The following is a 22,584-nucleotide window of genomic DNA, read 5'->3' as shown; positions in this document are numbered from 1 at the left end:
CCCCCATGGCAGACGAACCCCTGGTGCTCGGCATCGAGACGTCCTGCGACGAGACCGGTGTCGGGATCGTCCGCGGGCACACGCTGCTCGCCGACGCCGTCGCCTCCAGCGTCGACGCGCACGCCCGCTTCGGCGGCGTGGTGCCCGAGGTGGCGAGCCGGGCACACCTGGAGGCGATGGTGCCGACGATCGAGCGGGCGCTGCGCGATGCCGGGGTCGCGGCCCGCGACCTGGACGCGGTCGCGGTGACGGCGGGGCCCGGACTGTCGGGGGCGCTGCTGGTCGGGGTGTCGGCGGCGAAGGCGTACGCGTACGCGCTGGGCAAGCCGCTCTACGGCGTCAACCACCTGGCCTCGCACATCGCCGTCGACCAGCTCGAACACGGCGTGCTGCCCGAGCCGACGATGGCCCTGCTGGTCTCCGGCGGGCACTCGTCGCTGCTGGTGTCCGCCGACATCACCTCCGACGTCCGCCCCCTCGGCGCGACCATCGACGACGCGGCCGGCGAGGCGTTCGACAAGGTCGCCCGCGTCCTCGGGCTCGGCTTCCCCGGCGGCCCGTTCATCGACAAGGCCGCGCGCGAGGGCGACCCGGCCGCGATCCGCTTCCCGCGCGGCCTGACGGGCCCGCGCGACCCGCTGTACGACTTCTCCTTCTCCGGGCTGAAGACCTCCGTCGCCCGCTGGGTGGAGGCCAGGCGGGCGGCGGGGGAGGAGGTGCCGGTGGCGGATGTGGCGGCGTCGTTCCAGGAGTCGGTCGCGGACGTGCTGACCCGCAAGGCGGTACGGGCCTGCCGGGACAACGGCGTCGGGCACCTGATGATCGGCGGCGGGGTGGCGGCGAACTCGCGGCTGCGGGCGATGGCGGAGCGGCGCTGCGAGGACGCGGGGATCGTGCTGCGGGTGCCGCGGCCGAAGCTGTGCACGGACAACGGGGCGATGGTCGCGGCGCTGGGCGCGGAGATGGTGGCGCGGGGGCGGGCGGCGTCGGACTGGGACCTGTCGGCCGACTCGTCGCTGCCGGTCACTCAGACGCACGTCCCGGGGCACGGCCACGACCACGCGCACGAGCCGGCGAAGGACAACCTGTACTCGTGACCGTCATCGCGCTGATGTGGGAGGCCAAGGCCACGGCCGGGCGCGGCGACGAGCTGCTGGCGTGGGCCCGCGCGCAGGGCCTGCCCGTCCAGCCGCTGCGGCGCGAGACGTTCCGCGCGCCGGGGGACCGGGTGCTGGTCATCACCTGGTGGGACGCGGGCTGCGGCGACCGTGAGGCCGGTATGCCGGAACTCCCGGACCCGGACGCCGGCCTGCTGGCCCGGCCCGTGCACCGGTGGCGGTTCACGTCGCTGGGACCGGACGGCCCAGAAGCACCGTAGGGGCGCCGGCGACCCGGGTGAGGAAGACCGTGCAGGACACCGTGGTCGCGCCGGTGAGCTTCAGCTTCCGCCGCAGCTCCTCGGGTTCGACGGCGGAGCCGCGCTTCTTGACGGTGACGCTGCCGACGCCGCGTTCGCGCAGCAGGGCGCGGAGCTTCTTGACGCTGAACGGGAGCGTGTCGGTGATCTCGTACGCGGTGGCGTACGGGGTCGGCACCCGGTCGCCGGCCGTGACGTACGCGATCGCCGGATCCAGCAGCCGGCCGCCGACCTGCGCGGCCACCTCGGCGACGAGGTGCGCGCGGATAACCGCGCCGTCCGGCTCGTACAGGTAGCGCCCGACGGGGCCCGGCGCCGGGTCGGGCAGGCCGCGTCCCGCGAGGGAGGCGCCGGCGGGCAGCAGGGTCGCGCGGCGGGCGCCGGGAGCGGTACCGAACCAGAGCACGGCCTCCTTCACCTCGCCGCCGTCCGAGACCCACTCCGCCTCCGCGGCGTCCGGCACCAGCTCGTGCGGGATGCCGGGGGCCACCTTCAGCGCGGCGTGCGAGACCCGGCCGGCGACCTCGACCGCCCAGGACAGCGGCGGCGAGTACGCCTCGGGGTCGAAGACCCGCGTACGCCCCCCGCCACCCCCTCCGACCCGGCGAGCCGGATCGACGAACACCGCGTCATACCCCGAGATGTCCACGTCCCCCACCTCCGCGCACCGCACCTCGACCAGCTCCGCGACCCCCAGCGCCGCCGCGTTGGCGCGCGCGGCGGCGGCCGTCGCCGGGTCCCGGTCGACGGCGAGCACCGCGATCCCGGCCCGCGCGAGCGCCACCGCGTCGCCGCCGATGCCGCAGCACAGGTCGGCGACCCGGTCGACGCCGAGCGCGGCGAAGCGGGCCGCGCGGTGCGCCGCGACCGCCGTACGGGTCGCCTGCTCGACGCCGTCCGGCGTGAAGTACATCCGCCCCGCGTCCGGCCCGAACTTCGCCGCCGCCCGCTGCCGCAGCCGGGCCTGGCCGAGCGCGGCGGAGACGAGCGGGGCGGGGTGCGTGCGGCGCAGCCGGGTGGCGAGGGCCAGCTCGTCGGCGGGGTCGTGGTCGCGCAACTCGGCGAGGAGGTCCTGCCCCTCGGAGGTGAGGAGGGCGGCGAGGGGATCTCCGGCGTCGTGCATCCGCCCATTGTCCGTCACGGTGGCGGGGCGGTTGCGGGCGCCGCCGGGGAGCGGCGGGCGGTGACCGCGGCGTCCGCCATCCGGGCGCCCGTACGGCGTGGCGCCGTGACACCCCGTTCCGTACTGGAAGGATGCGGACTCCGCAATAAATACGACAAAAGGATAAAATGCTTTCCCGCGCCAGGCTCCGTACCGGCCTCCTCCCCCTGGCCGTCACCGCCGCCCTCCTCGCCTCCGGCTGCTCCTCCGGCACCGCCGGGCCCGACCGCCACCACCCCCTCACCCCTCGCTCCGAGGACGCCAAGCCCGCCGTCGCCGGCGGTCCGGCCGCCGCACCCGCCCTCGCCCTCGCCCGCACCGCGCGGCACCAGCAGCGCCTCCACGCCCGGCGGCTCGCCGCCGCCCGCACCTGGGGCCTGGCCGCCGCCCCGCTGCTGCCGCCCGCCCCGCCGCGTACCAAACCCGCACTCGCCACCGAACCCGGCTACGAGACCGACGGCGGCGGCCCCGGCCTGCCGCCCGTCATCACCCGGGTCCCGACCGGCGACCGGGTCATCTTCCTGACCATCGACGACGGCTACCGCAAGGACCGCGAGCTGCTGCGCATGCTGCGCGAACTCGACGTGCCCGTCAGCGCCTTCCTCGCCGACGAGGTCGCTGGCGACGACTACGCCTACTTCCGCGACCTCCGCGACCTCGGCACCGCCGTCCACAACCACACCCTCCACCACCCCAACCTCCGCGAACTGCCCTACGCGGCCCAGCGCGAGGAGATCTGCGGCCAGCAGCGCGTCCTGGAGCGGGAGATGGGCGCGGCGCCGCGGATCTTCCGCCCGCCGTACGGCAACTACAACGGCGACACCCTGCGCGTCGCCGGCGACTGCGGCATCGACGTCGTCCCGCTGTGGCAGCAGGAGGCGTTCCCCGGCCGCTGGACGTACTCCCGGGCCGACACCGCGTTCCACCCGGGCGATATCGTGCTCACCCACTTCGAAGGGCCTTCCGAATTCGGCGGCACGATGGCCGACGTCCTCCGTACGGTGCTCCGTAAGGCGAACGACGAGGGCTTCGCCGTTGCCCGCTTGGAGGACTACGTATGAGGCGCAACCGCCGCTCCGGGCGGCGGTCGTCGGCCGCCGCGATAGCCGCCGTCTGCCTGCTGGCGCTCACCGCCTGCGCGGACGCGGCCCGTCCGCCGGAGGAGTGGTTTCCCCCAAGCGGTGGGGACTCCGCGGCGCCCGGGGACGCCCGGCCGGACGGCAAGCCGGAAGCGCGGCACGCCGGGCGTACCCCGCGCGCGCTGCCGGGCGGCGGCGGCAACGCCCGCAAGGACGCCGCGCACGCCGCCGGCCCCGGTGCGTACCGGCGCTGGGGCCTCGACCGCCCCCTCGCCCCGCCGCCCACGCCCCCCGCGAGCCGTCCCGTGCGGCCGGCCGACTCCGGGGTGCCCGCCGTGACGGGCCGGGTGCCGACACGGGACAAGGTCGTCTTCCTCACCATCGACGACGGCTGGGAGAAGGACCCCGCGCTGATCCGGATGGCGGCGGAGCTGCGGCTGCCGTTCAGCATGTTCCTCTCCGGCTCCGCGGCCGGCGTGGACTACGGCTACTTCGAGAAGCTGCGCCGCCTGGGCAACTCCGTCCACGGCCACACCCTCACCCACCCGGACCTCACCTCCCTGCCGTACGCCGGGCAGCGGCGCCAGATCTGCGGCCAGCAGCGGCGCGTCTCCGACCGCTTCGGCGTCCGCCCGACCCTGTTCCGGCCGCCCTACGGCAAGTACGACGCGGCGACGCTGCGGGCCGCCGCCTCCTGCGGCGTCCGCGCGATGCCGCTGTGGCGGGCCGAGATGAAGGCGAGCGGGCTGGAGTACCGCAGCGGCGACCGGCTGCGCCCCGGCGACATCGTGCTGGCGCACTTCCTGGGGCCGGAGGAGCAGGGCGGGCGGACGATGACGGACGTGATGGCGGAGCTGGTACGGGAGATCCAGCGCCAGGGCTTCACCGTGGCCCGGTTGGAGGACTACGTGTGACGCGGGGGCCGCGAGGATTCGTACGGACGTACGGCGCGGCGGGCAATCTGGCACTCGGCTTGACCGAGTGCTAAAGGGCGGCATAATCTCGGCTCTGGCACTCCCCGTGGGAGAGTGCCAACACAGCGACGAGGCGGATCCGGCACCCGCGACGACGGGTCCACCAGGGTCGCCACCCCAGACATTCAACCCCGCGAGATCTCCGAAGGGGGAGGTCGGATCGTGACGACCGCCAGCACCAAGGTTGCCATCAAGCCGCTTGAGGACCGCATCGTGGTCCAGACGCTCGACGCCGAGGAGACCACGGCCTCGGGCCTGGTCATCCCGGACACCGCCAAGGAGAAGCCCCAGGAGGGCGTCGTCCTGGCCGTGGGCCCGGGCCGCTTCGAGGACGGCAACCGTCTGCCGCTCGACGTCTCCGTCGGTGACGTCGTTCTCTACAGCAAGTACGGCGGCACCGAGGTGAAGTACAACAACGAGGACTACCTCGTCCTCTCCGCCCGCGACGTGCTCGCGATCATCGAGAAGTAACGGGGCGCTTCCCGCTTCTTCCCGCATACGCCGCCGCCCCGGATCCGTTCATCGAGCAGGACATATCGAAACGGGCCGGGGCGTCGGCGCTCCCGACGGCGCCCCCTTGAGAGGAACCACGTTCCATGGCGAAGACTCTGAAGTTCGACGAGGATGCCCGCCGCGCTCTTGAGCGCGGCGTGGACAAACTTGCCAACACCGTGAAGGTGACGATCGGCCCCCGCGGCCGCAACGTCGTCATCGACAAGAAGTTCGGTGCCCCGACCATCACCAACGACGGCGTGACCATCGCCCGCGAGATCGAGGTCGAGGACCCGTACGAGAACCTGGGCGCCCAGCTCGTGAAGGAGGTGGCGACCAAGACCAACGACATCGCGGGCGACGGCACCACCACCGCCACCGTGCTGGCCCAGGCGCTGGTCCGCGAGGGCCTGCGCAACGTGGCCGCCGGCGCCTCCCCCTCCGCGCTCAAGCGCGGCATCGACGCCGCCGTCGCGGCCGTCTCCGACGAGCTGCTGAAGGCCGCCAGCCCGATCGACTCCAAGTCCGACATCGCCGCGGTCGCCGCGCTGTCCGCGCAGGACGAGCAGGTGGGCCAGCTCATCGGCGAGGCCATGGACAAGGTCGGCAAGGACGGCGTCATCACCGTCGAGGAGTCCAACACCTTCGGCCTGGAGCTGGACTTCACCGAGGGCATGGCCTTCGACAAGGGCTACCTGTCGCACTACATGGTGACCGACCAGGACCGCATGGAGGCGGTGCTGGAGGACCCGTACATCCTCATCAACCAGGGCAAGATCTCCTCCATCCAGGACCTGCTGCCGCTGCTGGAGAAGGTCATGCAGGCCGGCTCCTCGAAGCCGCTGCTGATCGTGGCCGAGGACGTGGACGGCGAGGCGCTGTCCACCCTCGTCGTCAACAAGATCCGCGGCACCTTCAACTCCGTCGCGGTCAAGGCCCCCGGCTTCGGCGACCGCCGCAAGGCGATGCTCGGCGACATGGCCACCCTCACGGGCGCCACCGTGATCGCCGAGGAGGTCGGCCTCAAGCTCGACCAGGTCGGCCTGGAGGTGCTGGGCACTGCCCGCCGTGTGGTCATCACCAAGGACGACACGACGATCGTCGACGGCGCCGGCAAGGCGGACGAGGTCGCCGGCCGGGTCGCGCAGATCAAGGCCGAGATCGAGGCCACGGACTCCGACTGGGACCGCGAGAAGCTGCAGGAGCGGCTGGCGAAGCTCGCCGGCGGCGTGTGCGTCATCCGCGTCGGCGCGGCCACCGAGGTCGAGCTGAAGGAGAAGAAGCACCGTCTGGAGGACGCCATCTCCGCCACCCGCGCGGCGGTCGAGGAGGGCATCGTCTCCGGCGGCGGCTCGGCGCTCGTCCACGCCGCGAAGGTGCTGGAGGACGGCCTCGGCCTCACGGGCGACGAGGCCACCGGCGTCGCGGTCGTGCGCCGCGCGACGGTCGAGCCGCTGCGGTGGATCGCGGAGAACGCGGGCCTGGAGGGGTACGTCATCACCTCCAAGGTCGCGGAGCTGTCGGCGGGCCAGGGCTTCAACGCCGCCACCGGCGAGTACGGCGACCTGGTGAAGGCCGGCGTCATCGACCCGGTGAAGGTGACCCGCTCGGCGCTGGAGAACGCGGCGTCGATCGCCTCGCTGCTGCTGACGACGGAGAGCGCCGTGGTGGAGAAGCCGGAGCCCGAGGAGGACCAGGGCCACAGCCACGGCGGCCACGGTCACGCGCACTGACCTCCGGCCGGGCCCACGCCTGACCGCCGGTCATCACGCTCCGCAGGGCCCCGCCCCCGACAGGGGGGTGGGGCCCTGCGGCGTGTGCGGGACGTGTCCGGGCGTGCGGAGGAGGGGGAAAGTCCGCAGCCGGGAGACCGACGGCCTTGCGGGCGGCGGATGCTGGCCCTCCCGCGGACGAGCCGTGGGAGCCGGCGCGCTGCGCCCGGGGCCGGGGGGAGGACGGGGGACGCCTGCCCGGTGGCCGGCGGCCCCGGGCCGGAATGGCGGCCCGGCGCGGGCCCGTGGGGGCGCGGGGATCCCCGGGGCGGGGCTCCCGGGTTCGTTCGCGAACCCCCCTTACCGGGGGCCGTATGTGCGGCCCGCGCCGGTCGATACCCGGCCCAGCAGCCCGCGGGGGACCAGCTTGGCCGCGCCCATCAGCGCCTTGTACCGCGGATCCGGGATCGACACCGTACGGCCCCTCTTGAGGTCCCGTAGCCCCTCCGCCACCACCTTGTCCGCGTCCAGCCACATCCAACCCGGGATGGCGTCCGTCTTCATGCCCGCCCGCTCGTGGAACTCCGTGCGGACGAACCCCGGGCACAGCGCCATCAGCCGCACCCCGCTGCCCGCTAGGTCCCGCGCCACGCCCTGCGTGAACTGCACGACCCACGCCTTGCTCGCCCCGTACGTCCCGCGGGGCACGAACGCCGCCACCGACGCGACGTTGACCACCGCACCCCGCGAACGCTCCCGCATCGCCGCCGCCGCGGCCGTCGTCAGCCGCAGCACCGCCTCGCAGTGCACCTTCAGCATCGTCAGCTCGTCGGCGAGCGATACCTGGAGGTAGCGGCCCTTCAGCCCGAAGCCCGCGTTGTTGACCAGCAGGTCCACCGGCCGCCCCGCGTCGCCGAGGCGCTTCTCCACCGCCGTGATGCCCTCCTCCGTCGCCAGGTCCGCGGGGAGCACCGACGCCTCGACGCCGTGCCGCTCGTGCAACTCGGCGGCCTGTTCGTGCAGCCGCCCCGCCGTCCTGGCGACGAGCACCAGGTCGTGTCCCGAAGCGGCCAGGCGGCGGGCGAAGGCGGCGCCGAGGCCGGCCGTCGATCCCGTAATCAGCGCAGTCGTCATGGCCGCACGCTAGCGGTCCCGCTCAGTGCCCGGCAGGTCCGCCGTCCCCGCCCGGAGCCCTCGCCGGATCCGGCGGGGGATCAGGACGCGCGGGCCGCCGCTTTACGGGCCTTCTCCAGGGACTCTGGATGCAGCGCGTCCCCGGCGGCCAGGAGCCGGGGCAGCAACTCCCGCTCCAGGGTGTTCGCGCGGAACCAGAAGGCGGCCGTCACCTCGTGGTCCGGGCGGTACGCGAGGCGGATCGGGTCCCCGGCCCGTATCTCGCCCGGCTCTTTCACCCGCAGGTACGCTCCGGCCCGGGCCGCCTGCGTGAAGCGCTTGACCCACCCCCGCTCACCGAGCCAGCCGGCGAACGTGCGGCAGGGGATGCGCGAACCGGCGACCTCCAGCAGCAGGTCGGGGCCGATCCGCCAGCGCTCGCCGATGCGGGCGCCGCAGACGTCGACGCCGGACGTGGTCAGGTTCTCGCCGAACACGCCGTTCGGCAGCTCGCGGCCGAGTTCGGCGCCCCAGACGTCGAGGTCTTCGCGCGCGAACGCGTACACCGCCTGATGCGTGCCCCCGTGGTGACGCAGGTCGCCTATGACGTCCCCGGCGAGGCCGCTGCCGCCGACGCCCCTGGGGCCGGGCTCTTCGACGCGCACCGGGCCGTCGGCAGGGCGCTTGTCGATGCCCGTGACGAAGCCCGGGGCGTCGGTGATGCCGGGGGCGGTCTGCGGCCGGGCGAGGTTCACGGAGAGCACCTGCATCCGTCGACGGTAACCGCCCCCTCCGACAGTGCTCAAAGGACTTTCCCGCTCGGCCTGCGGCGCGCGGTACCACCCCGGCCTCCCGCCGATCCCGCGTCGTTCGCCCCGCGGGACCCGGGCGGGAGATCGCCGGCAGGTCCTAGGCTGGAGCCATGTTCGACGCCCGCCACCTGCGTGTGCTCAGGGCCGTCGCCGCGACCGGCTCGTTCTCCGCCGCCGCCCGCGAACTCGGCCTGACCCAGCCCGCCGTCAGCCAGCAGATGAAGGCGCTGGAGCAGACGGCGGCCACGCCGCTGCTCGTCCGCGCCGGCCGCGAGCTGCGGCTGACGGAGGCGGGGGTGGCGCTCGTACGGCACGCGTCGAGCATCCTCGCCGGGCTGGCCGCGGCGGAGGAGGAGGTCGCGGCGCTCGCGGGGCTGCGGGCGGGGCGGGTGCGGCTGGTGTCGTTCCCGAGCGGCAGCTCCACGATTGTGCCGGGCGCGCTGGCGGCGATGCGGGCGGCGCACCCGGGGACGCGGATCTCCCTGGTGGACGCGGAGCCGCCGCGGTCGGTGGGGATGCTGCGCGAGGGGGAGTGCGAGATCGCCCTGGCGTTCCACTATCCGCCGGCGGGCGCGGGCGAGGGGGTGCACGAAGCCACGGGCACCGGCGCGGCCGGCGGCCGGGGAACCGCCGGCGGGCCCGTCGACGGCTGGGAGGGGCTCGTCCTACGGCCGCTCCTCGCCGACCGGCTGCTGTGCCTGGTGCCGGAGGACCACCCCGCCGCCGCGGCGGGCCGGGTGGAGCTGGCGGAGCTGGCCGGGGACCCGGTGATCGCGGGCTGCCCGCGGTGCCGCCGGCATCTGGTGGAGCTGTGCGAACGGGCCGGCTTCGTGCCCCGTATCGACTTCGCGACGGACGACTATCCCGCGGTCGTCGGGCTGGTGCGGGCCGGGCTGGGGGTCGCGGTGCTTCCCGGCCTCGCGGTGCGCGCGGTGCCGCCGCGGGGGGTGGTCACGGTGCCGCTCACGCCGGAGGCGCCGCGGGAGGTGGTCGCGCTGACGCTGCCGGACCTGGCGCGGGTGCCGGCGGTGGCGGCGATGCTCGACCACCTGGAGACGGCCGCCCGGGGCACGGAGGACACCGGCCGCGCGGGAGGCTAGCGGCGCGCCTCAGGCATGGTTCGTCGGTGTCTGCGTCCGGGTCTGTCCGTGCGCCTGTCCCTGTCCCTGGGCCTGTGCGGGTGCCGGCGTCTGCGCCGGCGGCGGTGCCGGAGTCGGCGACGCGGCACCCGCCGCCGGGGCCCGGTGCCTGGCCCGGCCCAGCAACTCCTCGCGCTCGTCCTCCGTCAGCCCGCCCCACACGCCGTACGGCTCCCGGACCGCCAGCGCGTGCGCCGCGCACTCCGCGCGCACGGGGCAGCGCATGCACACCTCCTTGGCGGATGCTTCCCGCGCGCTCCGGGCGGCGCCCCGCTCTCCTTCCGGGTGAAAGAACAGCGAGCTGTCGACCCCGCGACAGGCTGCGATGAGCTGCCAGTCCCACAGATCGGCGTTCGGGCCCGGAAGGCGGGAGAAATCAGCCATTTTGTATCACCTTCGAAGCGCCACGGATGACCCTAACCCTCGCGACACTACCTTTCCGGGCTTACCGGATGTAAATAGTACTCTTAGGGAAAATGGAAAAGAGCTGATCAGAGCGGTGCTAATGGGTGCATTCGGGTCACAGTGCGGCGCGGCGCGGTGACTGCTTCTCGGTGACCGTTTCCTCACGTAGAGTGGCGATGTGTGTGGCCCCGGTCCCCGTGGTGACAGCCGTTGCAACAGGTGCCAGGAGCCCCCGTAACTCTTTCGGGTGACCGTCGTTGAGAGTGCGGAAGCGGTTGACTGCGAGCGCGTTCGTCCCGGGCGCGCCCGACGCGCGGTCGACCGCCGAAGGTTGACGATACGTACCAGCCCTGGAGGCTCAAGGTGACGCGCATCAGCTCCGGAGGGCGGCCATGACTTCCGTCCTCGTTTGCGACGACTCCCCACTCGCCCGAGAGGCGCTGCGCCGCGCGGTTGCGACCGTGCCCGGCGTCGAGCGCGTGACGACGGCGGCTAACGGCGAGGAAGTCCTTCGCCGCTGGGGTGCCGATCGTTCGGACCTGATTCTGATGGACGTACGGATGCCCGGCCTCGGCGGCGTCGAGACCGTGCGCAGGCTGCTCTCCGCCGACCCGGGGGCGCGGATCATCATGCTGACCGTGGCCGAGGACCTCGACGGCGTGGCCCTCGCCGTCGCCGCCGGCGCCCGCGGCTATCTGCACAAGGACGCCTCCCGCGCCGAACTGCGGGCCACCGTCACGCAGGCCCTCGCCGACCCGACGTGGCGGCTCGCGCCGCGGCGGCTGCGCTCCACCGAGATGGGCGCCGCGCCGACGCTCACCGCGCGCGAGATCCAGGTGCTCGAAGGCATGAGCCACGGGCGGTCCAACGCCGAGATCGGCCGCGAGTTGTTCCTCTCCGAGGACACCGTGAAGACCCACGCGCGCAGGCTTTTCAAAAAGCTCGGCGCCTCCGACCGGGCGCACGCCGTGGCACTCGGATTCCGCTGGGGTCTCGTACGCTGACCTGCCGCGCGTCCGCCGCGCCGGGGCCCCGTGCCCCGGGCCGGCACACCCGCCACGCACGCGGCGGCGGGCCCGCGGACGGGGGCCGCGGGCCACGGGGCGGCCCGGTTTCGCGCGCGAAGGCGCATGCTTGAGGCATGGGTTCTCCGGAACGAGGCGCATCGGGCACAGCGGAATCCCGCACGGGGGCAGCGAAGGGAGGGCGGGTGTGGTGACTGTCCGCGCGGTTGCGCATAACGCTTCGGTCTACAACGACGGCCGCGACCCAGCGGAACGTTCGGGGGCGAGGCACCATGGACGGATGCGCGGCAACGAGACCACTGTTTCCCAGACGGCCGAGAGGCCGGTCGAGATCAGGGGACTCGTCCAGCTCGCGGCCGAGGGGGACGAGCGCGCGACGCACGATCTCCTGGCCCACGTGCACCCGCTGGCGCTCCGCTATGTTCGCACGCGCCTGCACCGGTTGCCCGGCGACGCACGGCACTTCGTCGACGATGTCGCGCAGGAGGTCTGCATCGGCGTGCTCTGCGCACTCCCGCGCTACCGCGACACCGGCCGCCCCTTCGAGGCGTTCGTCTTCGCCATCGCCGCGCACAAGGTCGCGGACCTCCAGCGGGCCGCGATGCGCGGCCCCGGCTCCACCGCCGTGCCCTCCGACGAGATGCCCGAGCGGCCGGACGACTCGCTGGGGCCCGAGGAGCAGGCGCTGCTGAGCAGCGACGCGGAGTGGGCGAAGCAGCTTCTGGCGAACCTTCCGGCGAACCAGCGGGAGCTGCTGCTGCTGCGGGTGGCGGCGGGCTTCAGCGCGGAGGAGACGGGCCAGATGCTCGGGATGACCCCGGGCGCGGTGCGGGTGGCGCAGCACCGGGCGCTGAGCAGGCTCCGGGCGCTGGCGCGGCAGTAGGCGCGGGTCGCCCGGACCGGGCCGTCGCCTCGCGCGGACGGGCCGCTCACCGGGGCGTACGCGCCGATGCGCGGGCCGGCCCGGGGGTGCGTACGGCGTACGGGGAACGGTCCCGCCCGCCGGTCCGAAGGTCCTTCCGCTTCCGGGCTTCGTACCTTCGTGCACCGGCCACCAGCCCCGTTACGGGACTGTCCGCCGCGCCGTTACCATGGTCAGTCCCATCGGGCAAGACCCACCGGAAGGGTGTCATGACAGAGCGCGCGGCCGACGTCCCCGACAAGTTCGCCACCATCGGACTCACCTTCGACGACGTGCTGCTGCTGCCCGGCGCCGCCGACATGGCCCCGGGCGAGATCGACACCGCCAGCCACGTGTCGCGGAACGTCCGGGTGAACATCCCCCTGCTCTCCGCCGCCATGGACCGGGTCACCGAGTCCCGGATGGCCATCGCCATGGCGCGCCAGGGCGGCGTCGGCGTGCTCCACCGCAACCTCTCCATCGAGGACCAGGCCAAGAAGGTCGACCAGGTCAAGCGCTCCGAATCCGGCATGGTGGCCGACCCGATCACCATCCGCCCCGACGCCACGCTCGCGGAGGCGGACGCCCTCTGCGGCCGGTTCCGGATCAGCGGAGTCCCGGTGACCGACGGGGACGGCAAGCTCGTCGGCATCGTCACCAACCGCGACATGGCCTTCGAGCCCGACCGCAGCGTCGAGGTGCGCTCGATCATGACGCCGATGCCGCTGGTCACCGGCAGGGTGGGGATCTCCGGCGCGGAGGCCATGGAGCTGCTGCGCCGGCACAAGATCGAGAAGCTGCCGCTGGTGGACGACCGGGACGTGCTCAAGGGCCTCATCACGGTCAAGGACTTCGTCAAGGCCGAGAAGTACCCGAACGCGGCCAAGGACGGGGAGGGCCGGCTCATCGTGGGCGCCGCCGTCGGCGTCGCGGGTGACGCGTACGAGCGGGCGCAGGCGCTGGTCGAGGCGGGCGTCGACTTCATCGTCGTGGACACCGCGCACGGCCACTCGCGGCTCGTCGCCGACATGGCCGCGAAGATCAAGTCGAACGCGGCGGTCGACGTCGTCGCCGGCAACGTCGCCACCCGCGACGCCGCCCAGGCGCTCGTGGACGCGGGCGTCGACGGCATCAAGGTCGGCGTCGGCCCGGGCTCCATCTGTACCACCCGCGTCGTCGCCGGCGTCGGCGTCCCGCAGGTCACCGCGATCTACGAGGCCGCGCTCGCGGCCCGGGACGCCGGGGTGCCGGTCATCGGCGACGGCGGCCTGCAGTACAGCGGCGACATCGCCAAGGCACTGGTCGCCGGTGCGGACACCGTGATGCTCGGCAGCCTGCTGGCGGGCTGCGAGGAGTCCCCGGGCGAGCTGCTGTTCATCAACGGCAAGCAGTTCAAGTCGTACCGCGGGATGGGCTCGCTGGGTGCGATGCAGTCGCGCGGCGGCACCAAGTCGTACTCCAAGGACCGCTACTTCCAGGAAGAGGTCAAGAGCGACGACCAGCTCATCGCCGAGGGCATCGAGGGCCAGGTCCCGTACCGCGGCCCCCTCGCCTCCGTCGTGCACCAGCTCATCGGCGGGCTGAAGCAGTCGATGTTCTACGTCGGCGGGCGCACCGTCCCGGAGATGAAGGACCGCGGCCGGTTCGTCCGCATCACCTCCGCGGGTCTGAAGGAGAGCCACCCGCACGACATCCAGATGACGACCGAGGCCCCGAACTACTCCCGCAAGGGCTGACCCGGCCGGCCGGGGGATACTGGGGCCGCAACCGTCTGGAAAGGGCAGCATTTGTGACTGAGATCGAGATCGGCCGGGGCAAGCGCGGGCGCAAGGCGTACGCGTTCGACGACATCGCCATCGTGCCGAGCCGGCGCACCCGGGACCCGAAGGAGGTCTCGATCGCCTGGCAGATCGACGCCTACCGCTTCGAGCTGCCCTTCCTCGCCGCGCCGATGGACTCCGTCGTCTCGCCGGAGGCGGCCATAAGGATCGGGCGCTTCGGCGGTCTCGGGGTGCTCAACCTCGAAGGGCTGTGGACCCGTTATGAGGACCCGGAGCCGCTGCTCGCCGAGATCGCGGACCTGGACGAGCACGACGCGACGCGGCGCATGCAGCAGATCTACGACGAGCCGATCAAGGAGGAGCTGATCGGCCGGCGGCTGGCGGAGGTCCGCGAGTCGGGCGTGGTCACGGCGGCGGCCCTGTCGCCGCAGCGTACGGCGCAGTTCTCCAAGGTCGTCGTGGACGCGGGGGTGGACATCTTCGTCATCCGCGGCACGACCGTCTCCGCCGAGCACGTCTCGTCGGCGGCCGAGCCGCTGAACCTCAAGCAGTTCATCTACGAGCTGGACGTGCCGGTCATCGTCGGCGGCTGCGCGACGTACACCGCGGCGCTGCACCTGATGCGGACGGGCGCGGCCGGCGTGCTCGTCGGCTTCGGCGGCGGCGCGGCGCACACCACGCGCAACGTGCTGGGCATCCAGGTGCCGATGGCGACGGCGGTCGCGGACGTCGCCGCGGCGCGCCGCGACTACATGGACGAATCCGGCGGCCGGTACGTGCACGTGATCGCGGACGGCGGCGTCGGCTGGTCCGGCGACCTGCCCAAGGCGGTGGCGTGCGGGGCGGACGCGGTGATGATGGGCTCCCCCCTGGCACGTGCGACGGACGCGCCGGGACGGGGGCACCACTGGGGGATGGAGGCCGTCCACGAGGACGTGCCGCGCGGAAAGGTGATGAACCTGGGCGCGGTGGGCACGACGGAGGAAGTCCTGCTGGGCCCGTCGCACACGCCGGACGGATCGATGAACTTCTTCGGTGCGCTGCGCCGGGCGATGGCGACGACGGGGTACTCGGAGCTGAAGGAGTTCCAGCGCGTCGAGGTGACGGTGGCCCGCTCCCGCTGAGCGCGCCCGCGGGAGGAGCACCGCCCCGGCCCGACGGGAGGCAGTCCCGCGGGGCCGGGGCGCGCTCGTGAACCCGCCGCGGCGGTCCCGGTCCGGACGCCCGCCGCGCGGCGTTCCCGTGCCCCCTGGCCGCAGGCGCGCGGACGTTCACGCCGAGCGCGACCTTGCCCCCCTGTCCCGCCGCGGCCGTTCCCCACCCCGGCAGGTCGGGGATGTGTCCAGACACCCGGGCGGTGATCCCTCGTAGGGGATGTCTCATGCCGCGCAGGTGTGACCTTCAGCCAGGGCCCCGGCGCTGTTCAGGTGCAGGTCATCCGACGCGCGCGGAGGGGATTCCCGTGGGGCGGCGGGCGGCCGGGGGACCGTTCGGAGGCCGGAGACCGGGACAGGCCAGGGGCCGGACCCCGCCTTGCGCGGAGCCCGGCCCCTGTGGTCGTGCCGTGCGTTCAGCGGTTGCCGAGGCGCGACGCCGTGCCGAAGGCGGCGATGGGGGCCAGGGCCATGAAGAACCAGGTCACGGCTCCCATTTCCTCGCGCCAGCCCTTGAACATGTCACCGAAGTGGTCGGTGAGGATCTCGGTCGCGGAGCCGAGCTGACCGTCCGCCAGCTCGCTGAGGATCATGGCGTAGCCGTACATCTCGCCCATGAAGACGGCGATGACGGCGAGGACCGCGCCGGCGATCCAGAGGCCGACGTTCCTGCCGCCGAGCTTGCCGATCGCCGCGCCGATGAGCGCACCGACCAGGAGCGAGGCGTAGCTGATCTTCGTGACTTCGCCGGTCTGCTCGTCGAACAGCGACTTGAGGATGAAGGCGTAGATCGCCGTCGCCACGATCGCGGCCACGATGGCGACGCCGATGGCGAGGGCGGGGTTGCCGCCGCGGGCGGGCGGCGCGTACGGCGCCGGAGCCCCGTACGGCTGCTGGCCCGGAGCGCCGGGACCTGGCTGCTGCTGATACGGCTGGGACATGGGTACTTCCCCCCGGATATGTGGGTCTGCCGTGCCCGGGGACATTGGGTGGTGGGCGCGGCTCAGTGGGACAACCCGCGGCACGCTAGCAGTTGAGCGGGGACCGACAACAAGCCCTCATGGGGAGTCGTGACGTGACTGCGACATGTTGTTTCGAACTTCGGACACTCGCTGGCTGACCAGGAATGCTTCCGCGGCGGCCACGAGGTAGAACGTCAGGTCGTTCTTGCCCAGCACCTCGCTGCTCCAGAAGTCGTAGGCCGCACCCACGTCGGCCGAGCCGAGGTGTACGGCGGTCGCCACGATCTGTGTGAGGAGGACGCCGGTGATCGCCACGGGGATCGCCAGGAGCGCCGAGCCGCGGGTCTGCTCGCCCGCGCGGCCCACGGCGGCGCCGACGAGGAGGCCGAGGGCCAGCGCCCAGTAGCCCAGCTCCAGACCGCGTGCGCCCACCAGGCCCTGCGTCACGCCCAGGACCAGCGCTCCCGCCACGGTGGCGGCGGCGCCGACGGCGAGCGCCTGCAGCAGCCTCGGGCGGCTTTCAGCCGTCGTCATCACCGCATCACCCATACGGCCGCACGGTAGCAGTTCCGGTGGTGAAACTCTGGTTGCGCCACCCCTCCCGGGGGGTGATCCGCGGGGTGCCGGCGCGCCTGCGCCGCCCCGCCGGGGGACCCGCCGGCCCCGCGCCGTCACAACCGGTGTGCCGCCCCCGGCGGCGTCGCGCCCCGGGTGTCGAAGAGGAGCTGCGCCTTCACCGCCAGCGCCTGCAGGTCGTACGTCCGGTGCGGCTGGAGCAGCACCGTCAGGTCCGCGTCCGCCGCCGCGTCGTACACCGCCGCCGCCCGCGGCACCGGCCGGCCCAGCACCTGCCACGCCGTGACGTACGGGTCGTGGAAGCCCACCCGTGCCCCCAGTTCGGTCAGCCGGGCCGCGACGTCGCTCGCCGGGGTGCGCTCCAGGTCGGCGACGTCCGGTTCGTAGGTGACGCCGAGGAGCAGCACGCGGGCTCCGCGGGCGGACTTGCCGTGCTCGTTGAGGAGCTGGGCGCAGCGCTGGACGACGTACCGCGGCACCCGGCCGTTTACCTCGCGGGCGAGCTCCACCATCCGCAACGGGTGGTCGAACCCGGGCGCGGTCCTGCCGCCCGGGTGCGGCACGGGGACGGGGACGCGGCCGGGATCCACGGGCACCCCGTGGCCGCCGACGCCGGGCCCGGGGCGGAAGCCGAGGGCGGTGCGGCAGGGCCGGGTCTCGGCGCAGCGGACGACGTCCCACAGGTCGATGCCCCGGTCGTGGCAGAACCAGGCCAGCTCGTTGACGAGCGCGGAGTTCACGTGCCGCACGTTGCCCTCCAGCAGCCGCACCGTCTCCGCCTCGCGCGGCCCCCGGGCCCGGACGACCCGCTCCGCGAACCGCCCGTAGAAGGCCACCGCCGCCTCCGTGCACGCCCGTGTCAGCCCGCCGACGACCTTCGGCGCGGGAGCGGTGTCGGCCGGGTCGAGGGGGCCGGGGGAGTACGCCAGGTGGAAGTCGCGCCCCGCGCGCAGCCCGGAGCCCTGCTGCAGGAGGGGACGCAGGAAGTCCTCCGTGCTCCCGGGATAGGCGGCGGACTCCAGCAGCACGGTGGTGCGCGGCTTGAGGTGGCGCGCCAGCTCGCGCGCCGCGTCCGCGACCGGGCCGAGGTCGAGTGCGCCGTCCCCGGCGAGCGGGGTGGGCACGCAGATGACGGCGGTGCGGGCGCCGCCGAGGTCGGCGGGGTCCGAGGAGGGGCGGAAACCGGTGGTCAGGAGTCTGCGCACCTCGGCGGCCGTCAGCGAGCCGCCGGCCGGCGGGCGGCCGGCGGCCAGGGCGTCGACGGCGCGCGGGTCGGGGTCGTATCCGAGGACGGAGAAGCCGGCCGCCGCCGCGGCCTGGGCGAGCGGCAGGCCGTGGTGGCCGAGTCCGATGACGGCGACGTCTGCGGGCATGTCTGCGGCGAGTTCCTTCCCGACGGCCCCGGGCCCTGAGCCCGGGGTGGGTGGAGGCTCTTGTCAGGCTACGGGCATATATGACTGTTATTCAGTATTGGGTGCTGCGCGCCGCCTGTGGCGCGGCGGCCGGGAGACGGGCGGCGAGGCCGCCGTGACCGTGCCGCACGGTGGCTGTACGGCCCGGGGCCGGACAGAATCGGACGTGGGCACGTGTACTGCCGCAACGGGGCGACAGGACGGGAGGCATCCGTGAAAACAGCGGTACTGGGGCCGGCCGAGCGCGGCGCAGCCCTCGCGCAGATGGCCGAGCATGAGCTGGACCTGCTGGTCGTCGGCGCCGGGGTGGTCGGCGCGGGCACGGCGCTGGACGCGGCCACCCGCGGGCTGGCCACCGGGCTGGTCGAGGCGCGTGACTGGGCGTCGGGCACGTCGAGCCGGTCGAGCAAGCTCATCCACGGCGGACTGCGCTATCTGGAGATGCTGGACTTCGCCCTCGTCCGCGAGGCGCTGAAGGAGCGCGGGCTGCTCACCGAGCGCCTGGCACCGCACCTGGTCAAGCCGGTGCCGTTCCTCTACCCCCTCAAACACCGTGCCTGGGAGCGGGCGTACGCGGGCTCCGGCGTGCTGCTGTACGACGCCATGTCCGTCGCCCGCGCACACGGCCGGGGCATGCCCGCGCACCGCCACCTGTCCCGCTCGCACGCCCTGCGTGTCGCCCCGTGTCTGCGCAAGGACGCCCTCGTCGGTGCGCTGCAGTACTACGACGCACAGGTCGACGACGCGCGCTACGTCGCCATGCTCGTCCGCACCGCCGCGCAGTACGGTGCGCGCGTCGCCAACCGCGCGCGCGTGGTGGGCTTCCTGCGCGAGGGCGAGCGCGTCGTCGGCGCCCGGGTGCACGACCTGGAGCAGGGCGGGGAGTTCGAGGTGCGGGCACGGCAGGTCGTCAACGCCACCGGCGTGTGGACGGACGAGACGCAGGCCATGGTCGGCGAGCGCGGGCAGTTCCACGTACGGGCGTCGAAGGGCATCCACCTCGTGGTGCCGAAGGACCGCATCCACTCCTCCACCGGCCTCATCCTGCGCACCGAGAAGAGCGTGCTGTTCGTCATCCCCTGGGGCCGGCACTGGATCATCGGCACCACGGACACCGACTGGGACCTCGACAAGGCCCACCCGGCGGCCTCCTCCGCCGACATCGACTACCTGCTGGAGCACGTCAACTCCGTGCTCGCGGTACCGCTGACCCGAGACGACGTCGAAGGCGTGTACGCGGGCCTGCGGCCCCTGCTCGCCGGCGAGTCGGACGCGACCAGCAAGCTGTCGCGCGAGCACACCGTGGCGCACCCGGTGCCCGGGCTCGTCGTCGTCGCGGGCGGCAAGTACACGACGTACCGCGTGATGGCCAAGGACGCCGTCGACGAGGCGGTGCACGGGCTCGACCAGCGCGTCGGGCCGTGCGTCACCGAGGAGGTGCGGCTGCTGGGCGCGGAGGGGTACCGGGCGCTGTGGAACGCGCGGGCGCGGACGGCCGCGAGCACGGGGGTGCACGTCGTCAGGGTGGAGCACCTGCTGAACCGGTACGGGGCGCTGGCCGAGGAGGTGCTCGGCCTGATCGCGCGGGACCCGTCGCTGGGCCTGCCGCTCAGCGGCGCGGACGACTATCTGCGCGCGGAGGTCGTGTACGCCGCCTCCCATGAGGGCGCGCGCCACCTCGACGACGTGATGACGCGGCGTACCCGCATCTCGATAGAGACCTTCGACCGCGGTACGCAGTGTGCCGCCGAGGCCGCCGAGTTGATGGCGCCGGTGCTGGGCTGGGACCGGGACCAGGTCGCGCGCGAGGTCGCGCACTACGAGAAGCGGGTCGAGGCGGAGCGCGAGTCGCAGCGGCAGCCGGACGACCAGACGGCGGACGCGGCACGGCTGGGGGCGCCGGAGATCGTGCCGCTGTAAGAGCCCTCATGGCGGGTGCGCGGGGCCCGGTCGAAGCCCGCGGCACCGGGGAGGCATGCCGGTTGCAGGTGCATGTAAGTAGGCGGGTCACGGGTGTTGGGCGACGTGAACGCCGCAGGCCGGGCCGGGGACCGCGGACGATCGCTCACGGCAAACATCGCCCGGAGGGCAGGGGTGTCCGTGCGATAAGACACAATGGAGGTCCTGCCGGGGTGAATCGCTGAGGGGATCGATGGGGCGCGAAGGGGACGGCGCGACGGGTCGGCTGGTGGCCGGCCGCTATCGGCTCACAGAGGTGCTCGGCCGCGGTGGCATGGGCACCGTCTGGCGTGCCACGGACGAGGTACTGGGCCGCGCGGTGGCGGTCAAGGAGCTGCGCCTGCCCACCAGCGTGGACGAGGACGAGAAGCGCCGCCTCATCACGCGAACGCTCCGCGAGGCCAAGGCGATCGCCCGGATCAGGAACACCGGGGCGGTCACCGTCTACGACGTCGTGGACGAGGACGACCGCCCGTGGATCGTCATGGAGCTGATCGAGGGCCGCTCGCTCTCCGACGTCACCCGCGACGACGGCCCTCTGACCCCGCGGCGCGCCGCGGAGGTCGGCCTCGCCGTGCTCGACGTGCTGCGCTCCGCGCACCGCGAGGGCATCCTGCACCGCGACGTGAAGCCGTCGAACGTGCTCATCTCCGACGACGGCCGCGTCGTCCTCACCGACTTCGGCATCGCGCAGGTCGAGGGCGACCCGTCCATCACGACGACGGGCATGCTCGTGGGCGCCCCGTCGTACATCTCGCCCGAGCGTGCCCGCGGCCAGAAGCCGGGCCCCGCATCCGACCTGTGGTCGCTCGGCGGGCTGCTGTACGCGGCGGTGGAGGGGCACCCCCCGTACGACCTGGGGTCGGCCATCGCCACCCTGACGGCGGTGATGACCAAGCCCGTCGACCCGCCCAAGAACGCCGGTCCGCTGGAGGACTGCATCTACGGGCTGCTGCGCAAGGACCCCGGCGAGCGGCTCGACGACGCGGGCGCGCGGGCGTTGCTGCGCGCGGTCGTCGACGCCCCGGAGGACGTGCCGGGCGAGCCCTCGGCGGCGACGGCGCCGACGAAGATGGTGCCGTTGCCGGTGGCGCCGGACCCGAGGACCGGCTCCGGTGCGGGGCGGGGCGCGGCGCCGTCGGAGGCGCCGGCGCGGCGGAAGAAGACGCCGCGGAAGAAGGCGGAGCGCGGGGAGACTTCGGGGGCGGGCGCGGGGGCGCAGGGCAAGCGTCGTACGGCGGGCCGGGCCGGGGGAGCCGCGGGCGCCGCCGGCGCGGCGGCTGCCGGTGCCGGTTCCGCCGCGGCGGCGGAGGCCCCGGCCGACGCGCCGGCCCCGGCGTGGACTCCGCCGCCGTTGCCGCCGCTCCCCGAGTCCCGGCCCGGCGCACCGGGCCGGCCGGAGTCCCCGCCGCGGCAGTCCGGGGCGGCTGCCGCCGAAACGGCGGATCCGGGCCCGGGAGCCGGCGGTCCGGGGGCCGCCGGGTCCGGTGCCCACGGCGCCGAGGGCCCTGCTGCCCGTGTGACGGCTGCCGGCACCACACCGCCGCCGGCCGGCGCGGCGGCGGCGCGGACGCGGGCGGGCGCCGGTGCGCTCGCGGCGCGGGTGGCGGCGCTGCCCCGGCGTACGCTGGCGATCATCGCCGCGGTGGTGGCCCTGGCGGTTCTCGGTACGGTGCTCGCCCTCGCGTCGGGCGGCGACGACTCCGACTCGGGCTCGTCCGGCGGCGACGGCGGGCAGAGCGCCGGCGCGGGCGCGCAGGACGGCAAGGGCGAGAAGCAGGGCGACGACCAGGCCGGCTCCGGCGAGAACGGCGCCCAGGAGGACAAGCGGGAGCAGCGCGGCGAGGACGGCGCCGGGGACGAGGACGACGACGGCTCCTCCGGCTCCGGCCCGGGGCACGGCAAGAACGAGGACGAGGGCGAGGGCGGTTCCGGCTCCGGGAAGGGCTCCTCCGGCGTACCGGACGGATATGCGACGCTCACCGAAGCGGAGTTCAAGCATTCGGTGGCGCTTCCCGACGGCTGGCGGCGCACCGCCACGTCGCCGGGCGGCGGCGGCGCGATCTACTCCGGATCGTCCTCTTTCCCGCGCGTGCAGATCGACTTCACGTCCCAGCCCAACAACACCCCCGGCGGCGCACTGGACAACTGGCGCGAGATAGAGGGCGCCGTGAGGTCGTCCAGCCCCGGATACCGCCGGATCTCCATGAAGGAGATCGACTGGCGCGGGTACCCCACCGTCGCGGACTGGCAGTTCAGCCGCGTCCAGGACGGCCGGCGGATGAGGGTCCTGGACCGCGGATTCGCCGTGGACGACACCCACGGCTACGCGATAATGATCAGTTGCCCGGAGGACGAGTGGAACGGCGCGGAGTGCCGCGAGCTGCGCGACACGGCGTTTGAATCCTTCAAGCCCGTCGACTAACCCGCGCGAGCGGGGCACAGACCACCCGTCGAGCACGTATCGTGATGTCTCGCGGACCGTACGCATCCGGACCGGCCGACCACC

20 protein-coding genes are annotated in these 22,584 nt (G+C 73.8%); 13 read left to right on the top strand and 7 right to left on the bottom strand.

Annotated elements, in window-relative coordinates; all coding sequences use genetic code 11:
• Positions 1-5: 5 nt before the first annotated feature.
• Together tsaD and I003_RS0114495 are read left to right on the top strand one after the other, a co-directional pair.
• Complete coding sequence (gene tsaD, locus I003_RS0114500; RefSeq protein ID WP_027772189.1) at positions 6-1,097, top strand: tRNA (adenosine(37)-N6)-threonylcarbamoyltransferase complex transferase subunit TsaD; 1,092 nt, start codon at positions 6-8, stop codon at positions 1,095-1,097.
• Positions 1,098-1,111: 14 nt separating this feature from the next.
• Positions 1,112-1,378, top strand: a complete 267-nt coding sequence (locus I003_RS0114495) for a hypothetical protein (protein ID WP_051368254.1) — start codon at positions 1,112-1,114, stop codon at positions 1,376-1,378.
• Here I003_RS0114495 and I003_RS0114490 read toward each other — a convergent pair.
• Complete coding sequence (locus I003_RS0114490) at positions 1,341-2,540, bottom strand: class I SAM-dependent methyltransferase (protein ID WP_027772187.1); 1,200 nt, start codon at positions 2,538-2,540, stop codon at positions 1,341-1,343. The genes I003_RS0114495 and I003_RS0114490 overlap by 38 nt on opposite strands.
• Positions 2,541-2,707: 167 nt before the next feature.
• Between I003_RS0114490 and I003_RS0114485 the strand changes: the two genes are divergently transcribed.
• The 4 genes from I003_RS0114485 (at position 2,708) to groL (ending at position 6,857) form a co-directional block, all read left to right on the top strand.
• Entirely contained in the window at positions 2,708-3,640 is a 933-nt protein-coding gene (locus I003_RS0114485) for a polysaccharide deacetylase family protein (protein ID WP_027772186.1), read from the top strand.
• A complete protein-coding gene (locus I003_RS0114480; RefSeq protein ID WP_027772185.1) occupies positions 3,637-4,572 on the top strand; it encodes a polysaccharide deacetylase family protein in 936 nt (311 codons plus the stop codon). The genes I003_RS0114485 and I003_RS0114480 overlap by 4 nt, the downstream gene beginning before the upstream one ends.
• 222 nt (positions 4,573-4,794) lie before the next feature.
• On the top strand, positions 4,795-5,103 hold the full coding sequence (groES, locus tag I003_RS0114475; protein WP_018834789.1) for a co-chaperone GroES: 309 nt from the start codon (positions 4,795-4,797) through the stop codon (positions 5,101-5,103).
• Between the two features lie 125 nt (positions 5,104-5,228).
• Entirely contained in the window at positions 5,229-6,857 is a 1,629-nt protein-coding gene (gene groL, locus I003_RS0114470) for a chaperonin GroEL (RefSeq protein WP_027772184.1), read from the top strand.
• Positions 6,858-7,196: 339 nt separating this feature from the next.
• On the opposite strand, the gene I003_RS0114465 is transcribed toward groL, so the two are convergent.
• A complete protein-coding gene (locus I003_RS0114465) occupies positions 7,197-7,970 on the bottom strand; it encodes an SDR family NAD(P)-dependent oxidoreductase (RefSeq protein WP_027772183.1) in 774 nt (257 codons plus the stop codon).
• Positions 7,971-8,050: 80 nt separating this feature from the next.
• A complete protein-coding gene (locus tag I003_RS0114460; protein ID WP_027772182.1) occupies positions 8,051-8,719 on the bottom strand; it encodes an MOSC domain-containing protein in 669 nt (222 codons plus the stop codon).
• A gap of 152 nt (positions 8,720-8,871) precedes the next feature.
• On the opposite strand from I003_RS0114460, the gene I003_RS0114455 reads away from it, so the two are divergent.
• Positions 8,872-9,861, top strand: coding sequence for a LysR family transcriptional regulator (locus I003_RS0114455; RefSeq protein WP_027772181.1), 990 nt, complete (start codon positions 8,872-8,874; stop codon positions 9,859-9,861).
• A gap of 9 nt (positions 9,862-9,870) precedes the next feature.
• Here the strand turns inward: I003_RS0114455 and I003_RS36885 are convergent, their stop codons facing one another.
• Positions 9,871-10,284, bottom strand: a complete 414-nt coding sequence (locus I003_RS36885; RefSeq protein ID WP_486584222.1) for a WhiB family transcriptional regulator — start codon at positions 10,282-10,284, stop codon at positions 9,871-9,873.
• A gap of 413 nt (positions 10,285-10,697) precedes the next feature.
• On the opposite strand from I003_RS36885, the gene I003_RS0114445 reads away from it, so the two are divergent.
• The 4 genes from I003_RS0114445 (at position 10,698) to I003_RS0114430 (ending at position 15,136) form a co-directional block, all read left to right on the top strand.
• Positions 10,698-11,309 (top strand): response regulator transcription factor, encoded by a 612-nt coding sequence (locus I003_RS0114445; RefSeq protein WP_026276081.1) that lies wholly within the window; start codon positions 10,698-10,700, stop codon positions 11,307-11,309.
• Between the two features lie 301 nt (positions 11,310-11,610).
• Positions 11,611-12,213, top strand: a complete 603-nt coding sequence (locus I003_RS0114440; RefSeq protein WP_027772180.1) for a sigma-70 family RNA polymerase sigma factor — start codon at positions 11,611-11,613, stop codon at positions 12,211-12,213.
• Between the two features lie 248 nt (positions 12,214-12,461).
• The gene (gene guaB, locus I003_RS0114435) at positions 12,462-13,967 is read left to right on the top strand and encodes an IMP dehydrogenase (protein ID WP_027772179.1); all 1,506 of its coding nucleotides are present in this window, start codon (positions 12,462-12,464) and stop codon (positions 13,965-13,967) included.
• Positions 13,968-14,020: 53 nt separating this feature from the next.
• Positions 14,021-15,136, top strand: a complete 1,116-nt coding sequence (locus I003_RS0114430; RefSeq protein WP_027772178.1) for a GuaB3 family IMP dehydrogenase-related protein — start codon at positions 14,021-14,023, stop codon at positions 15,134-15,136.
• 446 nt (positions 15,137-15,582) lie between these two features.
• On the opposite strand, the gene I003_RS0114425 is transcribed toward I003_RS0114430, so the two are convergent.
• The 3 genes from I003_RS0114425 to I003_RS0114415 all read right to left on the bottom strand — a co-directional run bounded on the left by I003_RS0114425 (position 15,583) and on the right by I003_RS0114415 (position 18,077).
• Positions 15,583-16,107: a hypothetical protein gene (locus I003_RS0114425; RefSeq protein ID WP_027772177.1), complete on the bottom strand. Its 525-nt coding sequence runs from the start codon at positions 16,105-16,107 to the stop codon at positions 15,583-15,585.
• 117 nt (positions 16,108-16,224) lie between these two features.
• Positions 16,225-16,677: a hypothetical protein gene (locus I003_RS0114420; protein ID WP_486584221.1), complete on the bottom strand. Its 453-nt coding sequence runs from the start codon at positions 16,675-16,677 to the stop codon at positions 16,225-16,227.
• A 122-nt stretch (positions 16,678-16,799) separates the two neighbouring features.
• Complete coding sequence (locus I003_RS0114415) at positions 16,800-18,077, bottom strand: nucleotide sugar dehydrogenase (RefSeq protein ID WP_027772175.1); 1,278 nt, start codon at positions 18,075-18,077, stop codon at positions 16,800-16,802.
• Between the two features lie 252 nt (positions 18,078-18,329).
• Here I003_RS0114415 and I003_RS0114410 point away from each other — a divergent pair, with 252 nt between their 5' ends.
• A complete protein-coding gene (locus tag I003_RS0114410) occupies positions 18,330-20,036 on the top strand; it encodes a glycerol-3-phosphate dehydrogenase/oxidase (RefSeq protein WP_027772174.1) in 1,707 nt (568 codons plus the stop codon).
• 232 nt (positions 20,037-20,268) lie between these two features.
• Positions 20,269-22,500, top strand: coding sequence for a serine/threonine-protein kinase (locus I003_RS0114405; RefSeq protein ID WP_027772173.1), 2,232 nt, complete (start codon positions 20,269-20,271; stop codon positions 22,498-22,500).
• Positions 22,501-22,584: the final 84 nt, after the last annotated feature.

Source organism: Streptomyces sp. CNQ329 (assembly GCF_000482585.1).
The sequence above is the reverse complement of the archived record's forward strand: the minus strand, read 5'-3'. Positions and strand labels throughout refer to the sequence as shown.